Source organism: Niallia sp. Marseille-Q9988 (assembly GCF_976954375.1).
The window spans coordinates 200,449-212,819 of sequence record NZ_CDRJSZ010000002.1 but is presented as its reverse complement, the minus strand read 5'-3'; the positions used below and the strand labels follow the sequence as shown (position 1 = coordinate 212,819).

Annotated in this window: 12 protein-coding genes and 2 pseudogenes; 6 read left to right on the top strand and 8 right to left on the bottom strand. The window is 35.3% G+C overall.

The window, feature by feature from the left end; translation table 11 throughout:
- Positions 1-117 precede the first annotated feature (117 nt).
- Positions 118-858 (top strand): SDR family oxidoreductase, encoded by a 741-nt coding sequence (locus ACWNMZ_RS03535; RefSeq protein ID WP_235252473.1) that lies wholly within the window; start codon positions 118-120, stop codon positions 856-858.
- Positions 859-949: 91 nt separating this feature from the next.
- Here the strand turns inward: ACWNMZ_RS03535 and ACWNMZ_RS03530 are convergent, their stop codons facing one another.
- Positions 950-2,407 carry a DHA2 family efflux MFS transporter permease subunit gene (locus ACWNMZ_RS03530; protein WP_235252471.1) on the bottom strand — a complete coding sequence of 486 codons (1,458 nt, stop codon included), beginning with the start codon at positions 2,405-2,407 and terminating at the stop codon, positions 950-952.
- Positions 2,408-2,438: 31 nt separating this feature from the next.
- On the bottom strand, positions 2,439-3,014 hold the full coding sequence (locus tag ACWNMZ_RS03525) for a TetR/AcrR family transcriptional regulator (protein ID WP_235252469.1): 576 nt from the start codon (positions 3,012-3,014) through the stop codon (positions 2,439-2,441).
- 292 nt (positions 3,015-3,306) lie between these two features.
- On the opposite strand from ACWNMZ_RS03525, the pseudogene ACWNMZ_RS03520 reads away from it, so the two are divergent.
- Positions 3,307-3,786, top strand: a pseudogene (locus ACWNMZ_RS03520) (nitroreductase family protein); the annotation flags it as partial.
- 312 nt (positions 3,787-4,098) lie between these two features.
- Here the strand turns inward: ACWNMZ_RS03520 and ACWNMZ_RS03515 are convergent.
- Both ACWNMZ_RS03515 and ACWNMZ_RS03510 read right to left on the bottom strand, forming a co-directional pair.
- The gene (locus ACWNMZ_RS03515; RefSeq protein ID WP_235252468.1) at positions 4,099-4,650 is read right to left on the bottom strand and encodes a GntR family transcriptional regulator; all 552 of its coding nucleotides are present in this window, start codon (positions 4,648-4,650) and stop codon (positions 4,099-4,101) included.
- Entirely contained in the window at positions 4,626-4,811 is a 186-nt protein-coding gene (locus tag ACWNMZ_RS03510; RefSeq protein ID WP_235252466.1) for a GntR family transcriptional regulator, read from the bottom strand. Before ACWNMZ_RS03510 ends, ACWNMZ_RS03515 begins: the two co-directional genes overlap by 25 nt.
- 165 nt (positions 4,812-4,976) lie before the next feature.
- Between ACWNMZ_RS03510 and ACWNMZ_RS03505 the strand changes: the two genes are divergently transcribed.
- From ACWNMZ_RS03505 to ACWNMZ_RS03495, 3 genes are all read left to right on the top strand, one after another.
- Complete coding sequence (locus ACWNMZ_RS03505) at positions 4,977-6,413, top strand: DDE-type integrase/transposase/recombinase (protein ID WP_016205479.1); 1,437 nt, start codon at positions 4,977-4,979, stop codon at positions 6,411-6,413.
- Positions 6,414-6,572: 159 nt separating this feature from the next.
- On the top strand, positions 6,573-6,899 hold the full coding sequence (locus ACWNMZ_RS03500) for a hypothetical protein (RefSeq protein WP_284561086.1): 327 nt from the start codon (positions 6,573-6,575) through the stop codon (positions 6,897-6,899).
- A gap of 202 nt (positions 6,900-7,101) precedes the next feature.
- Positions 7,102-7,656, top strand: coding sequence for a ComEC/Rec2 family competence protein (locus tag ACWNMZ_RS03495; RefSeq protein ID WP_152910776.1), 555 nt, complete (start codon positions 7,102-7,104; stop codon positions 7,654-7,656).
- 482 nt (positions 7,657-8,138) lie between these two features.
- On the opposite strand, the gene ACWNMZ_RS03490 is transcribed toward ACWNMZ_RS03495, so the two are convergent.
- The 4 genes and pseudogenes from ACWNMZ_RS03490 to ACWNMZ_RS03475 all read right to left on the bottom strand — a co-directional run.
- Complete coding sequence (locus ACWNMZ_RS03490) at positions 8,139-9,287, bottom strand: zinc-dependent alcohol dehydrogenase (RefSeq protein WP_031537008.1); 1,149 nt, start codon at positions 9,285-9,287, stop codon at positions 8,139-8,141.
- A 114-nt stretch (positions 9,288-9,401) separates the two neighbouring features.
- Complete coding sequence (locus ACWNMZ_RS03485) at positions 9,402-9,572, bottom strand: DUF559 domain-containing protein (RefSeq protein WP_081836609.1); 171 nt, start codon at positions 9,570-9,572, stop codon at positions 9,402-9,404.
- A 180-nt stretch (positions 9,573-9,752) separates the two neighbouring features.
- A complete protein-coding gene (locus ACWNMZ_RS03480; RefSeq protein ID WP_155986740.1) occupies positions 9,753-9,905 on the bottom strand; it encodes a hypothetical protein in 153 nt (50 codons plus the stop codon).
- A 310-nt stretch (positions 9,906-10,215) separates the two neighbouring features.
- Positions 10,216-10,551, bottom strand: a pseudogene (locus ACWNMZ_RS03475) (DUF4317 family protein); the annotation flags it as partial.
- A gap of 344 nt (positions 10,552-10,895) precedes the next feature.
- Here ACWNMZ_RS03475 and ACWNMZ_RS03470 point away from each other — a divergent pair.
- On the top strand, positions 10,896-12,371 hold the full coding sequence (locus ACWNMZ_RS03470; RefSeq protein ID WP_235252360.1) for a spore germination protein: 1,476 nt from the start codon (positions 10,896-10,898) through the stop codon (positions 12,369-12,371).

Below are 12,371 nucleotides of genomic sequence, written 5' to 3'. Positions count from 1 at the left end.
TGGAGAATTAGGCAAAGATTATACATGAATCTTCTATCTCCCTTGCTTCTGACTTCCTTATAATAACCATACAACATCCTTAAAAGGATGAAAAACTATACATATTGGAGGATAATGATGAGTAATTTACAAGACAAAGTAGCTATTATTACTGGTGCTTCTAGAGGAATTGGCACAACGATTGCAGAAGAACTTGCACAATTAGGTGCTAAAGTGATCATTAACTATGCAAATAGTTCAGATAAAGCACAAGAAGTTGTTGCAAACATCGTAAATAACGGTGGGAAAGCTATTGCCATCCAAGCAGATGTCAGCAAAATTAAAGAGCTAGAACGTTTATTTGCAGAAACGCTTCAACACTATGGAAAAATAGACATTCTTGTAAATAATGCAGGAATTATGCACACCATTCCATTAAATGATGTAACAGAAGAAGAATTTGATTTGCATTTCTCCATCAATGTTAAAGGAACGTATTTTGCATGTCAGCAGGCGCTCAAATATATGGAGCAGAATGGTAAAATCATTAATTTTTCTACATCAGTGGCAGGGATGATGTTCCCTGGATACAGTCTATATGCTGCCACAAAAGGTGCTGTAGAACAGATTACAAGACAGCTAGCTAAAGAATTGGGACCAAAGGGCATTACTATAAATACAATCTCACCTGGCCCTACAAACACAGAATTATTTATGAATGGCAAAAGTCTAGAACAATTAGAAAATCTAAAAAGGCTTAATGCCTTTGGACGCTTTGGAGAAACCGATGATATATCGAAAGTTGTTGCCTTTCTTGCAAGCGATGACGCTCGTTGGATTACTGGACAAACGATTCGCGTAAATGGTGGAATGGTTTAAACAAAAGAAAAACGATTGGAAGAATGGATAACATCAAGAAGTGTTATTCCGAATTCTTCCAATCGTTTTTTTCGTTTTGAAATTTACTTTATTAATGAGATGGATGATCCACTTTCACACGTTTAATAAAGAAAGATAGAACAAAACCAATTATTGCGACAATAATTGCGAAGCTAAATGATTTCTGTACACCTGCTGTAAAGGCAAGCAATGGATTTAACGGATTGGTTAAATCTGTCGCATTGCTCAAATAATTGCTAGCACCTGAAGCTAATAAAGAAATTGCAATTGCTGTTCCGATTGCACCACCAACCTGTTGCAATGTATTCATAATTGCAGTTCCATGTGGATACAATTCTGGCGGCAGCTGGTTTAACCCATTGGTTTGTGCCGGCATCATTACCATCGATACACCAATCATCAGAACAATTAGAAGACCAATAATAAAGCCTGATGATGTATCAATATCAATGGTGGAGAATCCGAATAATGCAAGAGTTGCTAACGCAAGACCAGGAATAACTAGCCATTTAGGTCCAAATTTATCAAAAAGGCTTCCCATAATAGGTGATAGAAATCCATTTATTAATCCACCAGGCAGAAGCAATAATCCTGCTGTAAATGTACTTAATGCGAGAACGTTTTGTAAATACAGTGGCAATAGGATCATTGACGAAAGCATTACCATCATAATCATAATAACGAGCACTAATCCTAACACAAACATCGGGTATTTAAACGCACTTAAATTCATCATTGGCTGTTCCATTTTTACTTGACGGATAGAGAAGATGATTAGTGACACAAGACCAATTGCGATTGAAATAATTACAACCGGGTTTCCCCAACCTCCACCTTCTCCAGCATTACTGAACCCATAAACAATTCCGCCAAATCCAATGGTTGATAGAATTATCGATAAGATATCAATTTTAGGCTTCGTTGGTGTCGTTACATTTTGCATAAATACACTTCCAAAAACAAGCGCAAAAACTAATAATGGGAGTGATACCCAGAAAATCCAATGCCATGTAAGAGAGCGAAGAATTAAACCAGAAATAGTTGGCCCTACTGCCGGCGCAAAACTAATTACTAGCCCCATCATTCCCATTACTTTTCCACGATTATGCGGCGGAATTAATACAAGAATTGTGTTAAACATCAGCGGTAATAAGAGTGCTGTGCCGACTGCCTGGACAATACGAGCAATCATTAAAATAGTAAAGGTTGGCGCAATTGCCCCTATTAGTGTTCCTGAAATCGAAAAGATTAACGAAGTAATAAATAACTGCCTTGTTGTAAACCATTGCAGAATAAGTCCAGAAACAGGAACCAATATACCAAGTGTTAATAGAAACCCAGTTGTTAACCATTGTACGGTTGTTTCCTTTATAGCAAAATCAGTAATAATTGTATTTAATGCCATATTCAGTGCCGTTTCACTAAATAATCCAACAAAACCCGCTATTAAAAAAGAGGCGATAACAGGAAGTGTCTTAAACTCACTTTTTCCGATTGCATCGCCTTTAGCGGAAATATCCATTGTCATATTCATTTTCCTCCTTTAATATCCATAGAAATTACTGTTTTAACAGCACTGCTATTTGATTTGAAATGCAGCGAAGCGGGTTACTGCTCTTGTTTGTTAGAGCTAACATACATCCACCTTCTATCATTGCATTTAACGTTATGCCTAACTCTTGTGCCAGCTCTTTTTTAAAGCCAAATTCTTCTAATCGATTCGTATAAAGAGCTTGCCAGTCTGTAAAAGTAGCATCACATGCTACTCGCAACGTTTCATGTGTTAACGCTGTTTCAGAAGCAATCAAACTAATTTGCAAGCCTTCAAGTGCACTACAGCCCATTTGATCAAATTCATTTGCGATAGAATTCACATGTTGCTGAAAAGCAGACACAGGTGTATCGCCACCATTTAAGTCTTCTCTCATTTTCTCCACTACTAGTTCCCTCATTCGCTTAATTGCTTCTAAAGCAATTTCTTCTTTCCCATTCGGAAAATGATAATATAAGGAGCCTTTAGGAGCGCCACTCTCTTCAATAATTTGATTAAGTCCAGTAGCATGAAATCCTTGTAGCTGAAATAATTTAGTTGCAGTAGTTAGAATTGCTTCTCTTTTATTGTTGGATTTCTTCATTAGAATCATCTCTTCTTAATAAAATTATAACAACTGGTCTACATAATATTAATGACATCAATGAGAAGTGTCAAGAAATTAATTATGATTTTTTCTTATAATCAGGCATTATTTACGTATTTTTTAAAGTAAGCATTTACATTTTTAATTCTTATAAAGTGAAACTTCCATCAGTGGAGGTTTTCCTTCTTCCCCCACTGATGGTTAGTTGACCAATCGGACCTTCACGAACAGTTGACTTCCTCGTATTCTCATAAGCTTGCTGGGAAGTCTTACTGAATGTTAAGAGTGGGATAAAATAAAACATTCATCTTGGGGAGCCTATACAAAAATTCCTGCGGCAAGCCATTTTGTGATTTTATTGGCTAGAACAAAATTGGATACAGCCTATGATTCTGCCTATCTAAAAGATCAATTTACAAATGTATCAAAGCTTCCTGCTGAAGTTATTCCCAAAATGATGGAACGCATAGAAGCATTCCAAAAAGATGACTTCCGTTTATTGGACAACGACCGTGCATTATTCGACTGGGCTTCCAAACAAACCTATCTTGCCCTTGGTAATATGATGACAGCTGCTGCCCAAATCGGCATTGATTCTTGTCCAATTGAAGGCTTTAATATGGAAAAAATGAATCATCTTCTAGAGGAAGAAGGACTTTTAGAAGATGGGCATTTGGGCATTTCCGTTATGGTAGCATTCGGTTATCGTGCCAAAAAACCTTATCCGAAAACACGTAGAGCATTTGATGATGTGGTGAAGTGGGTATAGGATTGTTCGTTTTATTAATACCGATGAAAAGATTTTTAGAAGCTTACATTGAATTTTCATGCGTTGCTTGGAGTGGAAGGGGTGAGACTCCTGTGGGATTAGCGAGACAGCTTAGACCCTGCAGGCTGTAAGCAGACCGCGGCTAAGCGCGAGCCCCACGGAAAGCAACATCCTTATTCAAAGGGGCTAATAAATATACTGTAGACAAACCTTTATATATCTAAAATTCAGAGGTTTGTCTACAGTCTGAAGTGACGTTTTTATATACGTCACTTTTTATTTATACTTTAAGGATTTTAATTACTGCCTCTTTTAATTCTTTCGATACTGATGACTATATGGATTAAACGGAGTGAAATAAGAAACAGAATAATCCAAGTTTATCATTTCGCTATATTCAAATACTGTGCCATTTTGTTGGATTCCTCTATTAAAAATTTTCATAGCCGCGACACCTTTTTTGCAATTCAAGAGATCAGCATCTTCTTTACTTACATTGATTGCACTATAGGTAGTAACGAAATGAGAGATTTGATAGCCACATTGCTGTACATACTCATGAACGGATTTTTTCACTTCTTCTTCTTCTAACTCTGGAAAATACGCACACGGAAGTCTTGTTGTTTCTATTTGCATTTTTTGATAATCAACAATTCGAACTCGTTTGTATTCCCACACCTTTGTTTTTCTTCCACTTAAATCAAATATTTTTTCTAATGTATGATCTGCCTCTATTTTTTTAAAATAAATAATTTTTGATTGGATATCTTTAAACTTTCTTTCTGTGAGTGAATTATAAATTAAAGGGCTTTTATATCTTGTTTCATTTACAAATATCCCTAACCTTGAATGATTTTTACACATCCTATGTTCACAAGCTTTTTTAATGCTTCGCGGACGGTGTATCTTGATACATCATAATGTTTTGCCAGTTCTCTTTCCGTTGGAATCTTTTCCCCTGCTCTATATTTATTTTGATAAATCTTACTTAAAATATCTTCTGCTATAAAATCTCTTTTTTTCATATTATTACCCCTCAAACAGAATACGTATTGTCAAAACTTTTATATTAAATAGGCTATAAAATACCTTGATAGAGGGCTTTTTGAGCAAAAAAATTGCCACCCCCTGAATTCTAAGGATAATTGAGGTTACCACACACCCAACAACCTAGAATAGGAAGTGACAAATTGTACCCTCAAATTATAACCTATTTACTTACTTTTATTAAGTACCAAGATCAGGTTATTCGAACATTATTAACTCTTTTGATTGGGAAAAGTATGTTTGATAAACCTGTAGAAAAACCTGTAAATAAGCCTTATCGAAAACTACAGGTAGACGACCTCCCAATCATCGAAACCCTACAAAAGTTTGATTATAAACTTCTTTTGAATGAGTATCAGGAGAAAAATGGGAAACCCCTTAAACCTGTTCGAAGACACTCAAATTCAAAAACAACTGTTCCTTCCAGCATAAAATGTCCAAAGTGTGGTGCTCCATCTGATTTTCTTTATGCAAATAACGGAGACAAGGGACAGTATCAATGCAAGGTGTGTACATGTTTGTTTAACCAAAAAAATCATTATTCAAAAGAGGCAATTTTAAAATGTCCTCACTGTGCTAAAACGCTTGAAAAGGTCAAAGAGAGAAAAGATTTCGATGTATTCAAGTGTAAAAACAACGACTGTTCTTATTACCAAAAGAAACAAAATGGACTATCTTCAAAAGAGAAAAAACAGTTTAAAAAGGATCCACAGGCATTTAAAATGCGTTATATTTTCCGTCAGTTTCGTATCGATTACCAACCCTTATCGAAGCGTTCACCTCAGAAACCAAAGTTAGATTTATCAAGACTATATGTGTCGCCACATACATTGGGACTGATTTTGACCTACCATGTGAACTATGGGTTGTCAGCCCGTAAAACAGCTGCACTCATGAAGGATGTACATGGTGTATCCATCTCCCACCAAAGCATTTTGAATTACGAAAATAGCGTAGCACTGATGCTTAAACCTTATGTGGACCATTATCCTTATGAGCTTTCTGATCAATTCTGTGGAGACGAGACCTACATTCGAGTGAAAGGTCGCTGGCATTATTTATTCTTCTTTTTTGATGCCGTAAAAAAGATTATTCTGTCTTATCCTGTTTCTCCTAATCGAGATACTCAGTCAGCCATTCTGGCTATCGATGAGGTTCTTCTAAAGATGAAGGAAATCCCTAAAAACCTCACGTTTATTGTAGATGGCAATCCGATTTACCTATTAGCCCAACATTTCTTTGCCCAACATGATATTTCGTTTGATGTGAAGCAAGTCATTGGATTAACCAACGAAGATCCAGTATCAACAGAATACCGACCACTCAAGCAAATTATTGAACGACTCAATCGAACGTTTAAAGGAAATTATCGCTCGACTCATGGGTTTGGATCTGATCATGGATCTGTTTCTTTCGTCACTTTGTTTGTCGCATACTTTAACTTTCTACGGCCTCATTCAGCCTTAGAAGGAAAAGTACCTGTGATTCATCCAGAGTTACTTCAGCTTCCCAATATGCCAGCAAGATGGACTAAGCTAATTGGATTAGCTCAAGATTGGATTATAGAACAAACAACCTAGCTTTTGTTTAGCTGAGCCCTGAACCAGCAATCGGCGGAGCGAACTCTTGACAAACCGAACTTGCCAATGGTTTAAAATGGAAAAAATCAAGGGCTTATTTGGCATGCCTTCTTTTGTCCCCTTCGCCCTTGATAACCTGAATTCAAACCATTGGTGTGTTTGTCAAGAGCGATTGCGAGCCTCTCCACTTCAAAAAGGAAAGAAGAAAAAGACTTCAGGTTACTTTTTCATAGAAGTTTTGACACTACCATCTTTCAACCTAGTGTTCTTGATATAATTATTGGTGAAAAAGTATCTGAGGGTACCGAACAGACTACTACTACCTTAGTTTCGGTATCAAAACTGACTGAAGACCATCCAAAAAAAGTCGTAGTGAATGCCTTTATCAGAAGAGGTGCAACAATTAGACATCACAAAAATATGCCGACTAGGACAGGTTGGACTGCCATAACTCCCCTTTCCTTTAATCCAAATGTTGAAAAATAACAAATAATAAGGGGGAGAAAGAAATTGAATCTAGAGGTTCTACTTAATACCTATGAAAGGAAGGCAAGATATCTATCTGCATTATTGACGGTCGCACCAATTATCATTTGGTTGTATTTTTGGTTCCCTGAAATCCGGTCACTCGAAGGAACTATTATTAGTCTAATTGTTGGTTTAGGCATATCAATTCCACTTTCTATACTTGCAAGAACTTCAGGAAAAAAAGTACAAGATAAACTATCTATTAATGTGGGGGGCTCTTCCTGCTACTATAATTTTAAGGAATAACGATAAAACATTAAATAAAGAAACAAAAAATCGTTATCACCAAAAATTAAGGTTACTAACAAACGTGGATATCCCAACAAAAGAAAGAGAACTAGAAGACCCCTTAGAGGCAATCCAGAAATTTAATTCTTGTATTGATTACCTAAGACAAAGAACAAGAGACAAGGCTAAATATTCTTTAATTTTTAATGAAAATGTTTCTTATGGACAGGCTAGAAATTTACTTGGTCTAAAAACTTTCGGATTAACAATATGTTCAATATTAATAGCAATACAATTATTTTCAATCTATAAAAACTATGGTGTTGGACTTAATATTTCTGCTGTTCCTATTTTTGAAATTATATCAGTCATTATAACTGTATTGTTTTTATCGTTTTGGATATTCTTTGTTAGTGCAAAACAAGTTTATAATGCTGGAGTAAATTATAGCAAAGCATTACTAGAGTCGTCTGAGCATATTGAATAACTCTGAAGAAATATATAAGAGGGATTGTATCTGATTGTTATTCCCTCTTTTGAAATTAAACTTTGAATTATTTCATTAATTTTATTGCAATTTTTCTAACCACTCTTTATCAAGCACTACTTCCACTCTCTGCTTTACCACTATTTGTGATACGGTTCATCGTAACGTTACGAGGGACAAACATTTAAATGTAATTAAAATTGAAATTTAATATCTATTTAAAGGGGATACCTAATTAAGACTAAGCCATTCTCTTTTGAAGTACCCACGTAGGAAAAAGCAAATGTAAAAACATGCATAAAAGCAGTGGATTTCACACCTGAAATCACACTGCTTTTTAGCATTATTAAAACACCTTTTTTATAACAAATACCTATTTATATGTAACTAAGGTCGATACTGGTATGCCAATTCCTTTTGGACTATCGGGATTATCCTTGAAACCATTAAAGCGTAAAGAATTAAAATAATTATATTTTTCATTATGGTTTTAAAACTACTTTTATACAATCATCTGCATGTTCATAGAAGGTTTTATACATTTCACTTGCTCGGTCTAACGGTACAACATGCGTGATAATTTCAGTAGGGTCAAATTCACCCTTTTGAATCATATCAAACAATATTGGCATATAATGAACAACAGGTGCTTGCCCCATTCTTATACGAATATTTCTTTCCCATAAATTACCTAAAGGAAATTGATTGTAAACAGAACCATATACACCTGTTAATTGTAAATTTCCGAATTTTTTAATAGCTTGCATACCAATTTGTATAGGGCTTGTAGTTCCCCCAACTAAACCCATTTGTTGTTCTTGTGCTTCTTTAGGAGTTTTCTTCCCATCCATTCCCACACAATCAATGACACAATCTGCTCCACCTTTTGTTAATTCACGAATATATTTTCCAGCATCATCAAATGTTGGAAAATCATCAAAGTTAATTACTTCCACATTGTTCATTTTTTTAGCATGATTTAAGCGATAAGGAACATTGTCAACTGCAATCACTCGACTTGCACCTTTCAACCATGCAAACTTTTGTGCCATAAAACCAACAGGTCCACAACCAAGAACGACAACTGTATCACCCTTTTTAACTCCTACATTCTCGACACTCCATAAAGCGGTAGGTAATACATCTGACATAAACAACAATTTTTCATCATCTAATTCTACTGATTCTGGGATAACAAAAGGAATAAAATTACCATATGGTACACGAAGGAGTTCCGCTTGACCACCTTGATACCCACCATATCTTTCAGTGAAACCAAAATAACCCCCAGTGTCTACAGCCTTATTAGGATTAGAATTATCACATTGGCTCTCCATTTCATTTTGACAGTAATGACAATGACCACATGAAATGTTGAATGGAAGAACTACTCTATCACCTTTTTTTACCTTTGTAACTTCCGAACCAACTTCTTCAACAATACCCATCGGCTCATGTCCTAATACATAATCTTTTGTAGCTGGTACTGCCCCTTGATAAATATGAAGGTCAGAACCACAAATTGCACTTGAAGTAATGCGAACAATAATATCATCATTCTTTTGAATTGTTGGGTTTGGTACTTCTTTGACTTGCATATTTTTTACACCTTGAAAAGTAACTGCTTTCATTGTTCTCAACTTCTTTCTTAGAATTTATATTTTGTCTTAGATTATCTTTTCCAGAAATTATTTTTTTATTCATCATTGTTGTCACCATCCTTATTAAAGACAACAACAAGAAGATTAATTATCGTCCTTTATTTGTTTTTTGTGATGTTTTTCATCATATTCAATCACTAATTCTAATTGTGGTATATAGAAATCAACGATGTAATTGTCCACTCTATATTTATCATAAATATAAACAATTCCTTCTAAAGAGTTTTTTAATATTTCTCCAAATCTGCGTTCCATTTGTTTGCGCGAAATTAATAAGATTATTAAACTCCTCAAAATATTGGCCTCTTATAGCGATATTAAAAACAGTATCTAGATTATAATGTAAAACTTTCCTTTTTACTTTTCTAGTTCCTTCTTTATTTTGTACTATATAATACTTAGTATCTTGAAGTAAATCTAATATTCTACTAATATTTATAAATGAATTGTTATATTTTGCATAGTGGTTTGGTAAAGTGTTGCAATTGCCTTCTGTGTCATCCAAACTGTTTCATCTGCTATTTTAACTTCTACTGATGTATCCCTGCCCTCTGGTTGATAGATCAAAGTTTTTATGTTATTTAACATTGCTCTACCTTCCTTTTCTACGTTCTTCTATGTACTATTATACCGTTAACCATCGAATAGTTTAACAAAAACAGAACGTTTATTCCCCTGTTATAACTTATTCTAAGACAAATATAAAACCCCTTCAGACTTGATATAAAATCCTTAGGGGCTGTTAATTTATTTAATTTGTTCTAATACGGTTTTGCTTAATTCAACTTCCACTCTCTGCTTTACCACTATTTGTGATACGGTTCACCGTAACAGGGCTAAATGAGGTTTTTTCCCCTGTCCATTTTAGATAGCTGGCTGAAGGATCACCCAATCTCTCTTACTCCAACAGCTCTTCCGGAAGCAGCTTAAATCCTTCAATCATCGAGTCTTCTTCCACCTTGATCAATAGACAGCGTTTGCCATTTTAATTGACCTGTTTGACATATCTCAAGTCTTGAGGGCTGATTGCAACATTCGCTACTTTTGTGCTGATCTTAATGGACTTGGACGCGTAACTCGGAACGATATGGCTTGCTTTCATTTCATACGTTTTGTCTTCAACCACCTGCTGAAATGCCCTTTCCACTTTTTCCGTATTCATATCTTTTACGCCGCTCGCCTTCAGCACACGTTCAATCTCTTTAGTATCCAAAGTAGGAGTACTCTCTTCTTCCACCACTATTTTCAGTAAATCGTTATCCAACTTAAATTGTTTTCGAATCTCTGCTATATCTTTGTTATTCATCTCTAAATTTTAACTCCCTGGCTAGTAAGATTCGTGTTTTGAACAAAAAAGAGCATCCAAAGCTACAGTTAGCTTTTGACACTTCTTTATTATAACAATCTTTAAGATGAAGAAGGCCTATCTATTATGGATTGCCTTTGTTCCTCTTGGGTCGTTATGCACCTCTACGTGTTTTGTATATTTTAAAATTAAATTGGTAACAATGTGTATGAATATGAAATTTTTAAGTACGACTAGAAATGTTTTTTCTCAATAAGAGGGGTGGGATGTACATGTTTTGGAAAAAAAAACAAATTGAAAGTAAGTTTGTTGCTCAATCAATAGCTGAATCAGAATTATCGATAGAAGCTCTGAAAAAAAGCCTCGTTCAAATGGATGATGCAGAATTTGTGGAAATTGACATTTCCGTTATTCGAAAAATTCATCTTGTTTACATACGAACTCTCATTGACCAAGAAAAATTAAATGAAAGCATTATAAAACCTTTAACTAAATGTTCCAAACCGTCTATTCAAGATTGTATTACGAATTCCTCCATTATTCACATTCCTAATTTTATAGAGGCAAAAAAACAGTTGTTTTCAGGTTCCATTTTGTTATTTGATTCTTCGCAAAACCTTTGGTTAGCTGTGCCATTAAAAAATCCTATTGGACGTGCCATTGAAACTTCCGAAACAGAAACCATTCTGTTCGGAGCAAAGGACAGCTTTAGTGAACAAGTAGAACAAAATATTACGCTTATTCGAAGACGACTCCCCATACATGAACTGAAAGCAGAGAAGTTTACTGTCGGTTCTATGAGCGAGACAAGTGTTGTTTTAATGTACATAGAGGGGCTGACTAATCCAGAATTTGTTTCAACAGTCAAAGAGAAGATTTCTGAAATTAATTTTGATCTCTTCTTTGACTCCTCTCAAGTTGCGGCATTCATGGAGGAACATCAAAACAGTATTTTTCCTCAGTTTCAGCAAACTGACCGGCCTGATATAGTTGCTTATTCTCTGGGATTAGGAAAGATCACCCTTCTGGTAGACAATACACCATTTGCTCTTGTTGCACCCATTACTTTTTTCCATTTATTCCAATCACCCGAGGACTATATTAATCGATGGGTAGTTGCCAGTTTTTTGCGCATCATCCGATATGCCAGTTTTGTTCTGTCAATCACATTGATTCCTTTCTATGTGGCATTGACAACTCATCACTATCAAATGATTCCTATGCAAACACTTCTGGTCTTGGTCGAATCAAGGAGCATGCTTCCTTTTACTCCTTTTTGGGAAGCATTTATCATGTTAATTTTTATTGAAATCATAAAAGAAGCAAGTTTAAGAATGCCTACAAAAACTGGTCAAACACTTGGGGTTATTGGTGGTATTGTGATTGGTCAAGCGGCTGTTGAGGCTGGATTCGCTAGCAAAGTATTAATTGTCATGGTTGGGATCTCGACGATAGCTTCCTTTCTTATTCCCAACTACCTTATGACAAAAGCAAATTCATTAATTCAATTGATGCTTCTTGTTTTTTCTTCTTTACTTGGGATAATTGGGATTGCACTAGGAAGCATTGCTATTTTGGCTCATCTTAATAGCTTGTCTTCAATCAAGCAACCCTATTTTTCACCAGTTTCCCCTTTTTTCGGTAAGGATTGGATTGACTTATTCATTCGAGGGCCATTAGTCAAAATGTTGGAGCGTCCAGAGCATCTTAAACCTCTAAAACAGAAGAGAGATAAAACTAGGAGATGA

Bases quoted from the DNA above. Each gene is read 5' to 3' on its own strand.
- ACWNMZ_RS03535 (WP_235252473.1), top strand. From the start codon at position 118: ATGAGTAATTTACAAGACAAAGTAGCTATTATTACTGGTGCTTCTAGA.
- ACWNMZ_RS03530 (WP_235252471.1), bottom strand. From the start codon at position 2,407: ATGACAATGGATATTTCCGCTAAAGGCGATGCAATCGGAAAAAGTGAG.
- ACWNMZ_RS03525 (WP_235252469.1), bottom strand. From the start codon at position 3,014: ATGAAGAAATCCAACAATAAAAGAGAAGCAATTCTAACTACTGCAACT.
- ACWNMZ_RS03515 (WP_235252468.1), bottom strand. From the start codon at position 4,650: ATGTGTAAAAATCATTCAAGGTTAGGGATATTTGTAAATGAAACAAGA.
- ACWNMZ_RS03510 (WP_235252466.1), bottom strand. From the start codon at position 4,811: ATGAAAAAAAGAGATTTTATAGCAGAAGATATTTTAAGTAAGATTTAT.
- ACWNMZ_RS03490 (WP_031537008.1), bottom strand. From the start codon at position 9,287: ATGAAAGCAGTTACTTTTCAAGGTGTAAAAAATATGCAAGTCAAAGAA.
- ACWNMZ_RS03485 (WP_081836609.1), bottom strand. From the start codon at position 9,572: ATGGAACGCAGATTTGGAGAAATATTAAAAAACTCTTTAGAAGGAATT.
- ACWNMZ_RS03480 (WP_155986740.1), bottom strand. From the start codon at position 9,905: ATGTTAAATAACATAAAAACTTTGATCTATCAACCAGAGGGCAGGGAT.
- ACWNMZ_RS03470 (WP_235252360.1), top strand. From the start codon at position 10,896: ATGTTTTGGAAAAAAAAACAAATTGAAAGTAAGTTTGTTGCTCAATCA.